General features: G+C 36.4%; 12 protein-coding genes and 1 tRNA gene. 5 read left to right on the forward strand and 8 right to left on the reverse strand.

What is annotated here, in order from left to right; genetic code table 11:
• Window positions 1-9 precede the first annotated feature (9 nt).
• From DNG35_RS04980 to DNG35_RS04995, 4 genes are all read right to left on the reverse strand, one after another.
• Window positions 10-819 (reverse strand): MotA/TolQ/ExbB proton channel family protein, encoded by an 810-nt coding sequence (locus DNG35_RS04980; RefSeq protein WP_111126663.1) that lies wholly within the window; start codon window positions 817-819, stop codon window positions 10-12.
• A 172-nt stretch (window positions 820-991) separates the two neighbouring features.
• Window positions 992-1,079, reverse strand: a tRNA-Ser gene (locus tag DNG35_RS04985).
• A 90-nt stretch (window positions 1,080-1,169) separates the two neighbouring features.
• Complete coding sequence (locus DNG35_RS04990; RefSeq protein ID WP_111126664.1) at window positions 1,170-2,201, reverse strand: asparaginase; 1,032 nt, start codon at window positions 2,199-2,201, stop codon at window positions 1,170-1,172.
• Window positions 2,194-2,973, reverse strand: a complete 780-nt coding sequence (locus DNG35_RS04995) for a TatD family hydrolase (protein WP_111126665.1) — start codon at window positions 2,971-2,973, stop codon at window positions 2,194-2,196. Before DNG35_RS04995 ends, DNG35_RS04990 begins: the two co-directional genes overlap by 8 nt.
• Window positions 2,974-3,111: 138 nt before the next feature.
• Between DNG35_RS04995 and DNG35_RS05000 the strand changes: the two genes are divergently transcribed.
• Window positions 3,112-3,549 (forward strand): retropepsin-like aspartic protease, encoded by a 438-nt coding sequence (locus DNG35_RS05000; RefSeq protein WP_111126666.1) that lies wholly within the window; start codon window positions 3,112-3,114, stop codon window positions 3,547-3,549.
• 56 nt (window positions 3,550-3,605) lie between these two features.
• On the opposite strand, the gene DNG35_RS05005 is transcribed toward DNG35_RS05000, so the two are convergent.
• The 4 genes from DNG35_RS05005 to DNG35_RS05020 all read right to left on the reverse strand — a co-directional run bounded on the left by DNG35_RS05005 (window position 3,606) and on the right by DNG35_RS05020 (window position 10,232).
• Window positions 3,606-4,841: a M12 family metallo-peptidase gene (locus tag DNG35_RS05005; protein WP_111126667.1), complete on the reverse strand. Its 1,236-nt coding sequence runs from the start codon at window positions 4,839-4,841 to the stop codon at window positions 3,606-3,608.
• A 218-nt stretch (window positions 4,842-5,059) separates the two neighbouring features.
• The gene (odhB, locus tag DNG35_RS05010; RefSeq protein WP_111126668.1) at window positions 5,060-6,304 is read right to left on the reverse strand and encodes a 2-oxoglutarate dehydrogenase complex dihydrolipoyllysine-residue succinyltransferase; all 1,245 of its coding nucleotides are present in this window, start codon (window positions 6,302-6,304) and stop codon (window positions 5,060-5,062) included.
• A gap of 27 nt (window positions 6,305-6,331) precedes the next feature.
• Window positions 6,332-9,133, reverse strand: a complete 2,802-nt coding sequence (locus DNG35_RS05015) for a 2-oxoglutarate dehydrogenase E1 component (RefSeq protein WP_111126669.1) — start codon at window positions 9,131-9,133, stop codon at window positions 6,332-6,334.
• A gap of 124 nt (window positions 9,134-9,257) precedes the next feature.
• Window positions 9,258-10,232 carry a polyprenyl synthetase family protein gene (locus tag DNG35_RS05020; RefSeq protein WP_111126670.1) on the reverse strand — a complete coding sequence of 325 codons (975 nt, stop codon included), beginning with the start codon at window positions 10,230-10,232 and terminating at the stop codon, window positions 9,258-9,260.
• A gap of 134 nt (window positions 10,233-10,366) precedes the next feature.
• Here DNG35_RS05020 and DNG35_RS05025 point away from each other — a divergent pair, with 134 nt between their 5' ends.
• Genes DNG35_RS05025 through DNG35_RS12260 form a run of 4 tightly spaced genes read left to right on the forward strand, consistent with a single transcriptional unit; the run spans window position 10,367 to window position 17,274 of the window.
• Window positions 10,367-10,969, forward strand: coding sequence for a TetR/AcrR family transcriptional regulator (locus tag DNG35_RS05025; RefSeq protein ID WP_111126671.1), 603 nt, complete (start codon window positions 10,367-10,369; stop codon window positions 10,967-10,969).
• A gap of 2 nt (window positions 10,970-10,971) precedes the next feature.
• Window positions 10,972-12,393, forward strand: a complete 1,422-nt coding sequence (locus tag DNG35_RS05030) for a TolC family protein (RefSeq protein ID WP_111126672.1) — start codon at window positions 10,972-10,974, stop codon at window positions 12,391-12,393.
• Window positions 12,394-12,424: 31 nt separating this feature from the next.
• Entirely contained in the window at window positions 12,425-13,597 is a 1,173-nt protein-coding gene (locus DNG35_RS05035; protein WP_111126673.1) for an efflux RND transporter periplasmic adaptor subunit, read from the forward strand.
• A complete protein-coding gene (locus tag DNG35_RS12260) occupies window positions 13,597-17,274 on the forward strand; it encodes an efflux RND transporter permease subunit (protein ID WP_233494458.1) in 3,678 nt (1,225 codons plus the stop codon). The genes DNG35_RS05035 and DNG35_RS12260 overlap by 1 nt, the downstream gene beginning before the upstream one ends.
• Window positions 17,275-17,277: the final 3 nt, after the last annotated feature.

Below are 17,277 nucleotides of genomic sequence, written 5' to 3' on the forward strand. Positions count from 1 at the left end.
ACTTATTTATTAAAGTGATGTTTTTCTTCTTCTGTAATCTACTAGGATATCGATTAAACGGATAGAAGCATCTTCCATATCGTTTACGATACTATCGATTTTTGCGATGATATAGTTATAGAAAATCTGTAAGATAATCGCCACAATAAGACCAAATACGGTTGTTAAAAGTGCTACTTTAATACCACCTGCCACTAAAGAAGGTTGCATATCACCAGCAGCTTCAATTTTATCGAATGCTTGAATCATACCAATTACTGTACCCATGAAACCAAGCATCGGTGCTAAGGCGATAAATAATGATACCCAAGATACATTTTTTTCTAACTGACCTACTTGAACACCTCCGTAAGCTATTACTGCTTTTTCTGCCGCATCAATACTATCTTCCTCTACTCTATCTAAGCCTTGGTAATAGATAGATGCAACAGGACCTTTGGTATTTCTACAAACTTCTTTTGCAGCTTCTACACCACCACTATTTAAAGCATCTTCTACGTCTTGTGCTAATTTTTCTGAATTAGTAGTAGCAAGGTTCAAGTAAATAATTCTCTCGATGGCAATTGCCAAACCAAGAATCAAACATAAAAGTACAATCCCCATAAACCCAGGACCACCTTCTATAAAACGTTTCTTTAATTCTTGATGAAAGCCTAGGCTTTCTTCTTCCATCTCTTCCTCTACAACAGTTTCTTCTTCATCTTGTACAAAGTTTACCATAGTAGATGGTACTTCGATAGAATTATTCATCGCACTTACAGTAAAGTTGCTAAATACCATAATTGTCGCGATAGTCAAAATTGAAAATAATCTTTTCATTACGTCTAGTCTTAAAATTAATTAGTTAAAAAAGTTTAAATATATTAAAAATTATAATTCACTCAAAATTGCAGAACAGTCAAGGATTACTTACAAGATCCTAAAAACTGTGCTGGCAATGCAGAAATTTCTCAAATAAACTTCAGAAATTTCTCATTTGCACTTGCATTTGCAGAGAGGAAGGGATTCGAACCCTCGATACGCTTTTGACGTATACACACTTTCCAGGCGTGCGCCTTCGACCACTCGGCCACCTCTCTATATGTTACCCCTCTATAACATTCTAATAAAGAGAGCGGCAAATAACAAAAAAAAAACAACACTTTAAAGAAAGTAACGTTAATTTTATCTTATTTCATTTCCCCGCGAAGTGATGTCTCAAAAATAGTCTTAAAAACTTTTGGCGACAAATCTTTTGGCAACAAATACATCAATTTGGCAACTGCAGCTTCTGTGGTTATATCTTTTCCGGAGATTACTCCGATCTTTTTTAAATCTTGGCTTGTCTCATAATGACCCATATTTACACTTCCGCCGATACATTGGGTAACATTTACTACATATTTTCCTTCTTTAATGGCTTTCTTCAATAAATGGATAAACCAATCTTCAGTGTTGGCGTTTCCGCTACCAAAAGTTTCTAAAATTATCGCTTTGATGTGCGAGGTATCTAGAATATGAGCCAATACTTCTTTTCCTATACCTGGAAAAATCTTCAAAACTAAAATCTGATCTGACAAGTCTTGATGAACCAACAACTTTTTTCTTCGGTTAACTTTTTTTAAATAGGGGTAATTGATATTTAGGTGCACTCCAGATTCTGCCAAAGGCGGGTAATTATAAGAGTCGAAAGCTTCAAAATGTTCGGCATTAAGTTTAGTGGTTCTATTGGCTCGGTATAATTTGTACTCAAAGTACAGACCTACTTCCGTAATTACGCTTTTTCCGTTTTCTTTAAGCCCAGCAAGCTGAATACTCGTAATAAGGTTTTCTTTGGCATCGGTACGTAAATCTCCTATGGGTAATTGCGAACCCGTAAAAATTATAGGTTTACTCAAGTTCTCCAACATAAAACTAATCACCGAAGACGAATAACTCATCGTATCGCTACCGTGCAAAACCACAAAACCATCAAAATCTTCATAATTATCTTCAATCATTTTTGTGATTTTCTGATAATAACGAATATTCATATTAGAAGAATCGATAGGTTCTTCAAAACTAATGGTCGATATTTTGTGTTCCAACAAACGAAGCTCGGGAATGTTTTTCTGCAACTTATCAAAATCAAAAGCCATGAGCGCTCCCGTTTTTGGGTTTTTAATCATCCCAATGGTTCCTCCGGTATAAATCAATAAGATGTTGGAAATATGTTTACTCATTCGTATTTATTTTAAAAACTTCTAAAGCATTTTTGGTCGTTTCTTCCGCTATTTTTTCTACCGAAACTCCAAAAATTTCTGCCATTTTTTCGGCAACGAGTCTCGTATAACTGCTTTCATTACGCTTTCCGCGGAAAGGAACGGGAGCCAAATAAGGCGAGTCTGTTTCTAATACAAAATTAGACAAATCAAATTCATGTAAAAACTGGTCTATCTTTCCGTTTTTAAAAGTGACCACACCACCTATTCCTAATTTCATGTTGTAAGAAATTGCTTGTTCTGCTTGCTGCTTGTTTCCAGTAAAGCAATGAAAAACACCAAGTAAATCATCATCTTTTTCGGTTTCCAAGACTTCAAATATTTCATCGAAAGCATCGCGACAGTGTATTACAATCGGTAACTTTTTCGCTTTAGCGAACTGAATTTGCCTCCTAAAAGCTTCTTCCTGAATACCCAAGGTGCTTTTATCCCAATATAAATCGATACCTATTTCACCCACCGCAATAAATTCCCTTTGGGAAAACTGTGTTTCAACGTGCTGCAGCTCATCCTCAAAATTTTCTTTCACGGAAGTAGGATGCAACCCCATCATTAGGTGTACATTTTTAGGATACTTTTGCTCTAAATCGTACATTTTTTGAGTGGTCTCGGAATCAATTGCGGGTAAAAAAAACTTTTTGACATCGGCATCAAAAGCTTTCTGAATTACCTCATCGATATCTACGTCGAAAGCATCGCTGTATAAATGGGTGTGTGTATCTATTAGAATCATAAAGCAAAAGTAAGAAGCCTTTGAATAAGTATGATTAAAAATCCTAAAAAACCTTGAAAATCCCCAAATTATCATGGGTTATTCATAAGGCTTCAGTAATTGATTTTGTTCGTCTATATTTGCTAAAACTTATTTTGGATGTCAACATTACGAAAATTTTTAACCCACCAAGGTTTTATACGAATTCCTTTAACAAAAACCGTTACTAACCACTTTGAGATGCTAGTGAAAGTAAATGGAGTTCCAGGGAATTTTATTTTAGACACAGGAGCTTCCAACTCTTGCATTGGGATGGAGTTTGCCGAAGAATTTTTGCTCATCGCCGAAGATAGTGACATCAAAGCAGCCGGTGCTGGCTCGATAGACTTGCTTACCCAGACTTCTACTAAAAACACCGTTGAAATCGAAAATTGGAAAAACACAAAAATAGATTTAGTGCTAATAGATTTAACGTATATCAACACAGCTCTCGAAAATCACCAAGCCAATAAAGTAAAGGGAATTATTGGTGCAGATATATTACAAAAAGGAAAAGCAGTAATCGATTACAAAACCAAGTGTTTGTATTTGAAATAAAAAAACCGCCTAATAATAAAAAATCAGACGGTTTTCATGTAGAAATCAATAAATTTTTATCTCCAACCCACACAAGTTTTTAAAGGCATACAGCCATTGTTCCCTGCAATATAATTATTTAATTCTGTAACTGTTGTACTCGCCATCGCACTATTAGAATGGTCTCCTTGCTTCATAAAACCTGTCGTTGTGTGGCTTGCGCTTAAGTTATGACCAACCTCGTGCGCCACTACTTTATTCCAAACACTTGATGATGAAGCAGAAGAGGAATTTGTTACAATTGCATAAGCAGTTCTTTTTCCTCCTGAAGTTTTACAAGTCGTACTGGTATATGCTCGACCAAATGCACTTCCAAAATTTCTCCCCGCAAATAAAATATTGGCATCACCCACAGACATATTACCTGCTTGACCCCATGATCTAAATTGCGACAAAGCATCGCTTGTATTGGTCGCAGAACTTGGCTGGTTTGTAGTATTGGTTCTTACAGCACTGCTAAACAACCAAAAATATAATGGGTAATCGTTGTAAGACCAATACCTATAACTAGCAAACTTAACACGATCATTTATAAAGTTTCTTGTGGTGGTCGTGTTTGAATTACCGCGATTAAGGTAATAATGGTAATCTGCCACATAAGAAATACTTAATTCTCTACAATTTGCCATTTGCCTATTTTCGGTGTTTCCTATATCTCTTGTAGGCTCAAAATCTCTGTTGTCACAGAACAAAGTTCTTTCGGTTAGGTCATCTCCAGATTTATAAATCACATAAGAATTTGGCGAAGCTCCACGCACATACAAACTAACCGGATCTATAATGTACTCGTCTGTACCTTCAAAAATCAAACCTGAAAAATAATGATCATTTACCGAAAAAATAGCATTTGCTTTCCTGTCTCTACTATCTCCGTGATAAGTATCTGACCTTCCGGGGGCAACCTCTATCCAATTCCCACTTTCATCAGATTCGTAGGCCTTATAATTTTCGTCATAAACCTCTATAAAATCAACATTAAAAATCCAACCGGGATGAGATTCCATTTGTAAATCTAGTAGAAACGTATTTTCTTTTCCTTGATTCAAAGTGTACTCTAATATTCGCGCAGCGTCTATTTCTACCACTTCATAATTTCCTAAAAATTCGTCTAGCGAATTCTGAATCGAACCTTCAGCACTTGTTCTTCCTTCGGCATTTAGATTTTCTCCTTTTTCATCTAAATAGTCTGTAGTACAAGCGTGAATAAATAACAATAAAAAACAACAGGTTGATAAAAATGCAAGTTTTCTCATAATTATTTGATTTTTGATTAATAATTTATGCAAGCTATGAAAAAAATATAATTTTTATGTTAAAATACTTATTTTTTAGATGAAATGCATTTTTGAAATTTCTAAACGTTAAAGTTATCTCATAAAAAAATCCGCTTGACGCGGATTTTTAAAACTTTTTATATAATTCTCGATACAATTCCGCACTTGCAGAATCAATCGAATTGACAATTGATTTCTTACAACTCTAAAGCCTTTTTGACATTGCCACCCATCAATAATTCTTCTGGGCTCTCTAAAGCTTCTTTAATAGCCACCAAGAAACCAACCGATTCTTTTCCGTCGATAATTCTGTGGTCGTAAGACAACGCCAAATACATCATTGGGTGAATCTCTACTTTTCCGTCAACCGCAATGGGTCTCTCGATAATGTTGTGCATTCCTAAAATACCACTTTGAGGCGGATTGATAATAGGTGTAGAAAGCATACTTCCAAAAACACCACCATTAGAAATGGTAAAGGTACCTCCAGTCATTTCATCTACGGTAATTTGCCCGTCTCTTGCACGAAGTGCCAAACGTTTTACTTCAGCTTCTACGCCTCTAAACGTGAGATTTTCTGCATTTCTAATCACAGGAACCATCAAACCTTTAGGACCAGAAACTGCAATACTAATATCTTTATAATCGTAGGTGATCATTTCTTTTCCTTCAATCATACTGTTGACCGCTGGGTATAAATCTAACGCTCTTACCACTGCCAACGTAAAGAAAGACATAAATCCAAGACTAACGCCATGTTTTGCTTTAAAATCTTCTTTGTATTGATTTCTAAGGTTAAAGATCGGTGTCATATTGGCCTCGTTAAAGGTCGTGAGCATCGCCGTTTCGTTTTTGGCACTTACCAATCTTTCGGCTACTTTACGACGCAACATCGATAGCTTAGAACGGGTTTCACCTCTACTTCCGTTACCTGGAGTTCCCATAGAAGGTGTTACCTTTACAGCATCTTCTTTGGTAATTCTCCCATCTTTACCAGAACCTTGTACTTGTGAAGCATCGATGTCTTTTTCGTCTAATATTTTTTTAGCTGCAGGAGAAGGTGTTCCCGAAGCATAAGTTTCTTTTTTAGCATCAGATTTTTCCTCCTTTTTCTCTTCTTTTGCTGACGCGGATGCATTTTCAGTTGCAGCAGTTTTTTCTTCTGCTTTAGCTTCTTTTTTACTTTCGTCACCTGCTGGTTTTGCTGCATCGGTATCGATAAGACAAACCACTTCGCCTACTTTTACGGCATCTCCTTCTTCCGCTTTCAGTGTAATAATACCACTTGCTTCTGCTGGAAGTTCTAAAGTTGCTTTATCACTATCTACTTCGGCAATCGCTTGGTCTTTCTCTACATAATCGCCATCTTCTACCAACCACTGAGCGATTTCTACTTCTGTAATTGATTCTCCTGGTGAAGGAACTTTCATTTCTAAAGCCATAATCTATATATTTCTATAAAAAGTTTTTTATTGTATTTCTGGTAAATTTTTGTCGAAAACGCTAGCAATCACATTCTCGTGCCTTCTTTTTGATCTTGTTGAACTTCCTGCTGCTGGAGCTCCGTAAAATCTTCTACTGCAAACTCTAAAATTACGAGCCGCTTCAAAGTGCAACAACAAGAAACTATAAGCACCCATATTTCTTGGCTCTTCTTGTGCCCAAACGATATCATCTGCATTTTTATACTTCTCTATAGCATTTTGCATTTCTGTTGTCGGTAACGGAAAAAGTTGTTCAATTCGCACCAAAGCCACATCTTCTCTTTGTAATTCTTCTCTTTTCTGCAATAAATCATAATAGAATTTACCCATACAGAACACCAAAGTTTTTACTTTTTCTGGTTTTACATGCGCATCATCAATTACTGTTTGGAAACTCCCTTCTGCCAATTCTTTTTTAGAAGAAATCACTTTCGGGTGCCTTAACAAACTCTTTGGCGTGAAAATAATAAGTGGTTTTCTGTAATTGGCCTTAACTTGTCTTCTTAAAATATGGTAAAAGTTAGCCGGTGTTGTACAATTAGCCACAAACATATTGTCTTTGGCACAAAGTTGTAAATATCTTTCTATTCTTGCTGAAGAGTGTTCTGCACCTTGTCCTTCATAACCATGTGGCAATAACATTACTAAACCATTTTGCAGTTTCCATTTGTCTTCTGCTGCCGAAATATACTGGTCGAGCATAATTTGAGCTCCGTTACTGAAGTCTCCAAACTGTGCTTCCCAAATCGTTAATGATTTTGGATGTGCAATCGCATACCCGTAATCGAAAGCCACAACTGCATATTCTGAAAGTAAAGAGTTGTATATTTCTAACTTTGCTTTATCGTTTAAGTTATTGTGTAAAATAATTTCTTCTTCGCTCTCTTCTACTTTTAATACGGCATGTCTGTGCGAGAAAGTCCCTCTTTCTACGTCTTGACCAGTCATTCTTACATCGTGACCTTCTTTGATCAAAGTTCCGTAGGCCAACAATTCTGCCATTCCCCAATCAAGCTTATCGTCTTCAAAATACATTTGGTGCCTACCTTCGATAATCTTGGTGATTTTTCGTAAGAACTTTTTCCCTTTTGGCAATTGGGTAATGGTTTCTGCTACTACATCTAAATTTTTTATAGCTACCTTTGTATCGACATCTTCCATCATTTCTACTTCCGTAGCAACATCAAAATCTTTCCAATCGTCTTGCATGATTGGTGTAATGATGGTCTTATCTTCTTTTTTCGACAAATCGAAATCTTGCTCTAAAGCCTCTTTGTAATCTTTTTCTAATCCGGAAACATAATTTTCGTCGATAACGCCTTCTTCGATAAGTTTTTGCGCATAAATATCTCTCGCATTCTTATGTTTTGAAATCGCTTTGTATAATTTAGGTTGTGTAAAGCGAGGTTCGTCACCTTCGTTATGACCGTACTTTCTGTACCCTAATAAATCTATAAAGACATCACGCTTGTATTGCATACGAAATTCCAAAGCAAATTCCATGGCGTGCACAACCGCTTCTACATCATCGGCATTTACATGCAACACTGGCGAAAGTGTCACTTTAGCAATATCCGTACAATAAGTAGAAGACCTTGCATCTAGGTAATTGGTGGTAAAACCAATTTGATTATTAATGACAATATGAATAGTTCCTTGTGTGTTGTAGGCATCTAATCCTGCCATTTGTATGGTTTCGTATACGACACCTTGAGCGGCAATTGCAGCATCACCATGCACTACAATTGCCAAGACATTTTGTGGATTGTCCTTATACAAAACGTGTTGTTTTGCTCTTGCCATCCCTTCTACTACAGGACCAACAGTCTCTAAATGTGAAGGGTTTGGAGCTATGTTTAGGTTTATTTCTTTTCCGGAAATGGTTTTTCTAGTCGATGTCCAACCTAAATGGTATTTTACATCACCATCAAAAACCTCTTGTTCGTAATCTTTCCCTTCAAATTCAGAGAAAATATCTTTCGGGCTTTTTCCAAAAATATTGGTGAGTGTATTGAGACGACCTCTATGCGCCATTCCCATTATAAATTCTTTCACGCCTTTGTCTGCAGCCATTTCTACAATCGCATCGAGACCAGGAATAAACGATTCGTTTCCTTCGACAGAAAAACGCTTTTGACCTACAAACTTGGTGTGCAAAAAGGTTTCGAAAGAAACAGCTTGGTTGAGCTTACCAAGAATGTATTTTTTCTTTTCGTTAGAAAATCTTGGCTGATTTTCGTTGATGTTCAGTTTGCTCTGGATCCATTTAATGATTTCTGGTTGGCGAATATACATGTATTCGACACCTATCGCATCGCAATAAATGGTGTTGAGGTGACTTATGATGTCCTTTAAAGGCGCGTGACCTAAGCCTAATATTTCTCCTGCAGAAAATTCTTTTTCTAAATCGTTTTCGCTTAAACCAAAGTTTTCTATAGCTAAAGTTGGCTCATAAGTTCTTCTAGCTCTTACCGGGTTTGTTTTGGTAAACAAATGACCTCTTGTACGGTAAGCATCGATTAAATTTACTACCTGAAACTCTTTTCTTACGCTCTCTGGAAGTTCTATGGCTGAAATATCGGAAAAGCCATTGCTTTGCGCTTTAGCTTTTGCTGATGAAGAAATTTCATCTGTATCTTCGTCACTGTAAACTTCTTTGGCAAAATCGAATCCTTGAAAAAAGGCTCGCCAACTAGGTTCTACACTATCAGGAAATTGCAGGTATTGATCGTAAAGTTCTGCGAAATAAGCGGTGTGAGCCGCATTTAGAAATGAAAATTTATCCATAAGAGGAAAACTATACTATTGTGTTTTTAAAAACGATACAAAAGTACAATTTTTCATAAATATAGCATTCTGAAAAGCATAAATTTATCTTAATGATAGATATATTTTATTTATCAAAACAGGCTTAGACTTCTCTTTTCATTAAGTTATTTGAGAAATCGATATAAATCTGCTTGTTTTCTTGAGAAGTCTCTAAATTCTCTATCTGAGATAAAGCCTTTTCTGTGAAATCTACAATTTTACCTTTTATCGCTTCTACTGCTCCGCTTTCTTCAAAAATTAATTTGATGGTGTTTATTTTATCTTTTGGATTGGAAGGTTCGATACTGTATAAGTGCTTCAACTGTGTGCCGAGTTCTTTTGGAGCAAGCTCTAAAGCTTTGATATAAAGATAAGTTTTTTTATTTTCGATAATATCGCCACCAACTTGTTTCCCAAACATTTTTGGGTTTCCGAATGCATCAAGATAATCGTCTTGCAACTGGAAAGCGACCCCTAAGTTTTTACCAAACTCATAAAGTTTTTGCTGTTCATTATCTGATACCCCAGCAACAATTCCACCCATTTGTAATGCAGCACCAATTAAGACAGCTGTTTTATACTCAATCATTTTAAGGTAATCTTCAATTTCTACTTCGTCCTGGTTTTCGAAATCGATATCGTATTGCTGACCTTCACATACTTCTAAAGCTGTTTTGCTAAACAATTTTGCTAAGGCTTGAAAAGTTTTCGGATCATAGTTCTCAAAATACTGATAAGCTTGAATAAGCATGGCATCACCCGACAAAATTCCGGTATTTATATCCCATTTGTGATGTACGGTTTTCTTTCCGCGTCGCAGCGGAGCTTCATCCATAATATCGTCATGCATCAAAGAAAAGTTATGGAATATCTCGATAGCCAAAGCAGCATCTAAAGCCTTCTCGTAATTGCAGTCATAGGTTTCTGCGGCGAGTAAAACCAAAACAGGTCGTATTTTTTTTCCGCCAAGGTTTAAAATATATTCTACAGGTTCGTATAGACTTCTAGGTTGTTTGTGCTCTATTTTATCGATGAGGTATTGTGAAAAAACCGTTCTGTAGAAATTGATTTTATCCATTGGGTAAAAAATTTTGGCTAAAATACCATAATTCCTTTAAAAAGAGACATTAATTTACTTAACAATAATTTAACAAAAATACTTCGGAAACTTTTATTGTTTTTAAAGTTTCCTGTTGTAGATTTGCACCCGAAATGGAAAATAAAATTTTAGATACCGCTGCAGAAATGTTTTTGAACTACGGATTCAAAAGCGTTACGATGGATGATATTGCTAATGAAATAGGCATTTCTAAAAAAACCATCTATGTACATTACAAAAATAAAAGTATTCTCGTTGAGAAAACCGTAGAATATTTGTTTCATAAAATTTCTGCTGGAATAGAAGAGATTAGAGACCAGGAGAAAAACCCCATCGAGGAGATTTTAGAAATCAAACGCTTTTTGTTGTACAACCTAAAAGAGGAAAAATCATCACCAGAATATCAGCTTGAAAAATACTACCCAAAAGTATATAAAGACGTGAAGCAAAAACAATATTGTGTGATGAGCGAATGTGTGGTTTGCAATTTAGAAAGAGGCTTAGAATTAGGGCTTTACAGGAAAAACATCAACACAGAATTTATTTCAAAAATATATTTTAATTCCATGATGGCTTTAAAAAACAAAGACCTTTTTCCTTTAAATAATTTTTCTATGCAAATGCTCATGAACAATTATTTAGAATATCACTTGCGTGGAATTTGCACCGAAAAAGGACTGGAAATATTAAATCGACATCAACTAACAAATCAGTAAGAATGAGAAAACAATTGGTATTATTCTTAGGGTTTATCACGAGCATCTCAAGTTTTGCTCAAGTGGAGAATCCAGAAGAAAGCTACTCTTTTAGCTTAGAAGAAGCAATAAATTTTGCTTTAGAACATAACAGAATGATTAGAAATGCCTCGCTGGATATCGAAGCGGCAGAGAAACAAAAATGGGAAACTACGGCAACAGGTTTACCACAAATTAATGCCAATATCGATTACCAAAGATGGCTTAAACAACAAGTACAATTATTACCTGCTGCCGCTTTTGACAACACCCAAAGCACCATAGATGTTGTAGAAACCTATTTTGATGGCGCAGTAAGAAACAGTACTCCTGTAAATGTTCCGCAAGGGTTTATTCCGGTACGTTTTGGTACCAAACAAAATGTAAATGCAACGGCAACTTTAAGTCAGTTGATTTTTGACGGTTCGTATCTCGTAGGTTTGCAATCGGCAAAAGTGTATTTACAAATTTCGCAAAACGCAAAACTAAAAACCGATCTTGAAGTAAAACAGGCAGTGATAAATGCCTACGGAAATGTGCTTTTGGCAGAAGAATCGATGGCTATTTTTGAGAAGAACATCGAGGTTATTGAAAAAAACCTTAACGAAACCCAAAAAATATACGAAAACGGCCTCACAGAAGAAGAAAACGTAGAACAGCTTCAAATCACACTATCGGGTTTGCAAAGTAACCTCAACAATACAGAGCGTTTACATAAAATCGCATACCAAATGCTCAATATTCATCTTGGTTTAGATGTAAATACCGATACTAGTGTAACCGATGATTTGGAAGCTTTGGCCGTACAAAATATCAATAACAATTTATTAGAAACCGATTTTAATGTCGAAAACACTATTGACTACCAGATTGCCGAAAACGATAAAATCTCAAAAGAACTTTTAGTGAAATTAGAAAAAAGTAAAGCATTGCCTTCGCTCACTGCATTTGTCAACGGAGCTTATATGGGTAACAGCGACGAGTTTACTTTTTTAGACCGCGACCAACAGTGGTTTGGTTCTTCACTTTTAGGTGTGAGTCTAAACATTCCTATATTTAGCTCGATGCAACGTCACGCCGCTACGCAAAGAGCAAAAATAAACCTTGAGAAAGCAGAAAACAACCTTACGGAAACGCAGCAACAACTGAAACTTCAGATAGAAAATGCCAAAAGCAACTATCAGTTTGCCATAGAAGATTACGAAATCAAAAAAGAAAATTTGAGCCTGGCAGAACGCATCGAGCAAAAAAATCAAACTAAATTTTTTGAAGGGATCAGTACCAGTTTTGATTTACGTCAGGCACAAACACAACTTTACACCGCTCAACAAGAGTTTTTACAAGCGATGTTAGATGTAATTACCGCTAAAGCGGAACTAGAAAAAGTTACCAATCAAACCATATAAACCAATCTACAAGCATTAAAATTCCATAAAAATGAAACAAGTATCAATTATATTATTTGCCGCTTTACTTATCGTTTCTTGTTCAGAAAACAAGGATACTGGAAGCATAGATGAAATTATTAACAGTAAAGATCTAGAAAGAATGAGAGCCAAAAAGACAGAAGTTTTAGCTTCTTACGATAGTATTGGCGACATCATCAAAAGATTAGAAGAAGCCATTGTAGAGGTAGACTCTACCAAAAAATATCCTTTGGTAACCAGCTTCAAAATTCAAGACACCACTTTTAATAGCTACATCTCTTTACAAGGTAGCGTAGAAACCGAAGAAAACATTTTGATTTATCCAGAATACCAAGGTGTTTTAACCCGTGTTTACGTACAAGAAGGGCAAAAAGTGAGAAAAGGGCAATTGCTAGCAAGAATTGATGACGGCGGATTGTCGAATCAGTTATCACAATTGGAAGCACAATACCAATTGGCAAAAACCACTTACGAGCGTCAAGAAAGACTTTGGAACCAGAAAATTGGTAGCGAAATACAGTATTTACAAGCCAAAACCAATATGGAAAGCTCTAAAAGTGCTGTTGATCAGTTGCGTTCACAATTGGGGAAAACCTCTATCACTGCTCCATTTTCGGGGACTATTGATGATGTGATTACGGAGCAAGGTCAAGTAGTAAGTCCTGGTCAAGCGGTAATGCGTATCGTAAATTTAGGCGATATGTATGTAAAAGCATCGATACCAGAAACCTATTTACAAAGTGTAACACAAAATAAAAATGTAGAGGTTAATTTTCCTGCATTAGATAAGACCGTTACCGGAAAGATAAAAACGGTTTCAAGCTACATCAACCCAAACAACAGAACTTTTGAAGTAGAAATAGATGTACCTAACAAAGACAATAGTATCAAGCCTAACTTAATGGCCAATCTAAAAATTAATAATTACAGTAAAGATAAAGCCATTACCATTCCTACAGATGCAATTCAAGAAAACGCAAAAGGTGACAAATATGTCTTTGTGATTACCGATTTAGATAAAGAAAACAACGCTGTCGCGAAACAAGTACAAGTAGAAACCGGATTAAGCCAAGACGGAATGATTGAAGTTACCAAAGGACTTTCTTCAGAAGACGCTATTGTACTTGACGGTGCTTTAACCTTAAAAGACGGAACTAAAATCACTTTAAAAACAACTAACTAATGGAAAATAAAAAGTATAGATATTTTGGCACATCCAATTGGGCTATCGACAACCCGATGACGGTTTTTGTCATCATCGCGATTGTCTTGATAGGTGGTTTGATGTCCTACATTACGCTTCCAAGGGAAAGTTTTCCTGAGGTGATCGAAAACAAAATTTACATCAGTTCTGTTTTTCCTGGTAACTCTCCTGAAGATGTAGAGAAACTCATTACCAAACCATTAGAAGAAGAAATAGACGATGTGTCTGACGTAACCGATATCAGTTCACAATCGGTACAAGATTACTCGATCATTACCGTAGAATTCAACGAAAGTGTATCTATAGAAGAAGCCAAAGCACGTATCAAAGATAAAATTGATGCGGTAAAAGCAGAACAAGATTGGCCCACTTTAGATGGTGGTGGAAAAGTAGAACCTAACGCTTTTGATCTGAATATTTCGGAAATGATGCCGATTGCACAACTTAACCTTACAGGCGAAAACTACACGATTGAACAGTTAAAAGATTTTGCTGAAGATTTGCAAGATCGTTTAGAAGCCTACCCCGAAGTAAAAGAAGCTACGCTTTTGGGTGTGCAAGACAAAGAAGTAGAAGTTGCGATCGATGCGTTTAAAATGCAAGCAGCTGGTGTCTCTTTCAATCAAGTGATTGGTGCGATACAGAACGAAAATATGACCATTTCCGGTGGAAATATTATCGAAAACGGTCTCCGCCGAAACGTACGTGTGATTGGTGAAATAAATGCTCCCAAAGACCTCAACAATATTGTCGTAAAAGAAGACAACGGCGCCGTTTACCTGCGTGATATTGCGACGATTAACTTTAGGCCAAAAGACGCCACCACTTACGCACGCGAATATGGTGAGCCCGTTGTCATGTTAAGCATCAAGAAAAAAGGTGGGGAAAACATGATTGATGCCATGGAAAAAATAAAAGCGCATTTACCCGAAGCGCAGTCGACTTATCTACCAGCAGATTTAAAAATATCGATTTCGAGTGACGAATCAACCCGAACAGAAGACCAAGTTGCCGAACTAGAAAACTCCATTATTTTTGGGGTGCTTTTGGTGGTAAGTGTTTTGATGTTCTTTTTAGGGTTTAGAAATGCACTTTTTGTGGGAATTGCGATTCCGCTTTCTATCTTTTTATCATTTTTATTATTGCCTATTGTAGGTGACTTTTTAGGATTGAATGTTACGTTAAACACAATGGTGCTTTTCGCCACGGTGATGGGTCTTGGTATGCTCGTAGATAATGGTATTGTGGTCGTCGAAAATGTCTACCGTTTAATGGACGAAGGCGTACCCAGAATTGAAGCTGCCAAACGTGGTTTGGGTGAAATTGCTTGGCCAATTATTGCCTCAACAGCCACCACTTTAGCAGCCTTTTTACCGCTTGGTTTTTGGCCGGGAATTATGGGTAAGTTCATGATCTTTTTTCCACTAACGCTTTCTACGGTTCTGTTTTCATCGTTATTTATTGCTTTGGTCATTAACTCGATGTTGACTTCAGAATTTATGAAAACCGAAGAAGCAGAAATGTCGAGAAAAACTTTGATCAAAATAAGTTTAGCACTTTTAGGCTTCGGAGCATTATTGATTATTTCTGGACTTCTCAACACACATATCATCTTTCAAGTTGTGGGGCCTTTTATTTTGATAGTTGCTTTTGTGATGATTTTTAGAGGTTGGAAAAACAGAGCAAAAACACAACTTCTTAAACAAGGTTTAGGTGTATTTGCCATTGGAGTTCTATTTACGATCCTTGGTTTTGTTGGTGGACCAAAAGCACTTATCGGATTCGGAAACTTGTTTGTTTTTCTATCAATCGCTTTATGGTTCTTCAAATATGTATTAACACCTGCTTCCAACCATTTTCAGTACAAAATCTTACCAAGAATTGAGAGAAAGTACCAACAATTTCTAGACTTTGCATTAAAAGGTTCACATGCTTATATGTTTGTATTCGGGACTTTTGGATTGTTGATATTGTCATTCATCGTTTTTGCAATAGCTACACCAAACGTATTGTTTTTCCCAGAAAACCAACCGAACCAAGCCATTGTTTATATTGAATACCCTGAAGGAACTGACATCGAGAAAACCAACGAATTGACAAAAGTTGTCGAACAACAAGTTTTTGATGTGCTAGATGATTATACCTATGAAAAGGATGGAAAAACCTACAACTATATGGCAGAAACCATTGTTTCACAAGTTGGTGAAGGCGCTGGAAACCCGCAAACTGATGGTGCCTCACAAAATGAAATGCCACATAAAGGAAAAGTAACCGTTCTTTTTAGGGAATACAAATACCGCTATGACGAAAACGACGAAAAAGTTGCGAGTGCAGAAGTATTGACAAGAATTCGTGAAGCCGTAAAAGGTCACCCTGGGGTAAGTATTATTGCTGAAAAAGATCAAGCTGGCCCGCCAAGTGGTTACCCTATTAACATCGAACTGAGTGGTGAAGATTACAACGAACTTATCGAAGAAGCTAGAAATATACAAGCCTTTATCGAAGCACAAAATATTTCGGGTATTGAAGATCTTAACCTAGATGTTAACCAAAACAAACCTGAGATGGAGGTTATTGTAGATCGTCAAAAAGCAGGTGAGTTAGGAGTTTCTACAGCGCAAGTTGGACAAGCTTTACGTTCGGCGATTTATGGTTTTGATGTTTCTACTTATAAAGAAGGCGAAGACGATTATGATATTTTTGTTCGCTTTGATAATGATAGTCGTTACAACGAAAGTATGTTGTTTAACCAAAACATTACTTTTAGAGATAACTCCGGAATGTTGAAACAAATTCCGCTTTCTACTTTAGTGAAAACCAAAAATGTCGCGAGTTTTAGTTCAATCAAAAGGAAAGATTTAAAACGTGTCATCACGATTTATTCTAACGTTCTTGAAGGTTACAATCCTACTCAGATTGTTGAAAAAATAAAAGCCTCGCTCAAGAATTATAACCTACCAAGCGAAATGAGCTATAAGTTTACAGGTGAGCAAGAAGAAATGGCCAAAAACATGGAGTTTTTGTCGAAAGCTTTAATGATTGCCATGGCTCTCATTTTATTGATTATTGTGGCACAATTCAATTCTATTTCTAAGCCAATTATCATTCTTATCGCTATTGTGCTAAGCTTTATTGGAGTATTGTTTGGTCTGGTGATTTTCCAGATGGATTTTGTAATTATGATGACCATGATGGGTATTATTTCCTTAGCGGGAATTGTGGTTAATAACGCGATTGTACTCATCGATTATACCCAGTTGCTTATCGACAGAAAGAAAGAAGAACTGAGTATTCCAAAAGATAGGTACTTAACTCGTGAGCAATACCGTGAAGCAATTGTAGCTGCGGGAACCAACCGTTTACGCCCTGTATTGTTAACCGCCATCACGACCATTTTAGGTTTAATTCCGTTGGCCGTAGGCTTAAACATCAACTTCTTTAGTTTGTTTACTGAATTCGATCCACAAATATACATTGGTGGTGACAACAACATTTTTTGGAAGCCGATGTCGTGGACCATTATTTTTGGTTTGACCTTTGCCACTTTCTTAACCTTAGTAATTGTACCTACCCTATTCTATTTATTAAATAGGGCAAAGATTAGGTTTTACGAAAGCAAAGTTGCTAGAGACAATAAAATAGAAACTACTGCTTAAAAC

Origin of the sequence: Mesonia sp. K7 (assembly GCF_003233725.1) — a bacterium.
In the GTDB taxonomy this organism is placed as follows: domain Bacteria; phylum Bacteroidota; class Bacteroidia; order Flavobacteriales; family Flavobacteriaceae; genus Mesonia.

Coding starts and splice junctions, on each gene's coding strand:
- odhB (WP_111126668.1), bottom strand. CDS start 6,304: ATGGCTTTAGAAATGAAAGTTCCTTCACCAGGAGAATCAATTACAGAA.
- DNG35_RS04995 (WP_111126665.1), bottom strand. CDS start 2,973: ATGATTCTAATAGATACACACACCCATTTATACAGCGATGCTTTCGAC.
- DNG35_RS04980 (WP_111126663.1), bottom strand. CDS start 819: ATGAAAAGATTATTTTCAATTTTGACTATCGCGACAATTATGGTATTT.
- DNG35_RS04990 (WP_111126664.1), bottom strand. CDS start 2,201: ATGAGTAAACATATTTCCAACATCTTATTGATTTATACCGGAGGAACC.
- DNG35_RS12260 (WP_233494458.1), top strand. CDS start 13,597: ATGGAAAATAAAAAGTATAGATATTTTGGCACATCCAATTGGGCTATC.
- DNG35_RS05005 (WP_111126667.1), bottom strand. CDS start 4,841: ATGAGAAAACTTGCATTTTTATCAACCTGTTGTTTTTTATTGTTATTT.
- DNG35_RS05030 (WP_111126672.1), top strand. CDS start 10,972: ATGAGAAAACAATTGGTATTATTCTTAGGGTTTATCACGAGCATCTCA.
- DNG35_RS05015 (WP_111126669.1), bottom strand. CDS start 9,133: ATGGATAAATTTTCATTTCTAAATGCGGCTCACACCGCTTATTTCGCA.
- DNG35_RS05000 (WP_111126666.1), top strand. CDS start 3,112: ATGTCAACATTACGAAAATTTTTAACCCACCAAGGTTTTATACGAATT.
- DNG35_RS05020 (WP_111126670.1), bottom strand. CDS start 10,232: ATGGATAAAATCAATTTCTACAGAACGGTTTTTTCACAATACCTCATC.
- DNG35_RS05025 (WP_111126671.1), top strand. CDS start 10,367: ATGGAAAATAAAATTTTAGATACCGCTGCAGAAATGTTTTTGAACTAC.
- DNG35_RS05035 (WP_111126673.1), top strand. CDS start 12,425: ATGAAACAAGTATCAATTATATTATTTGCCGCTTTACTTATCGTTTCT.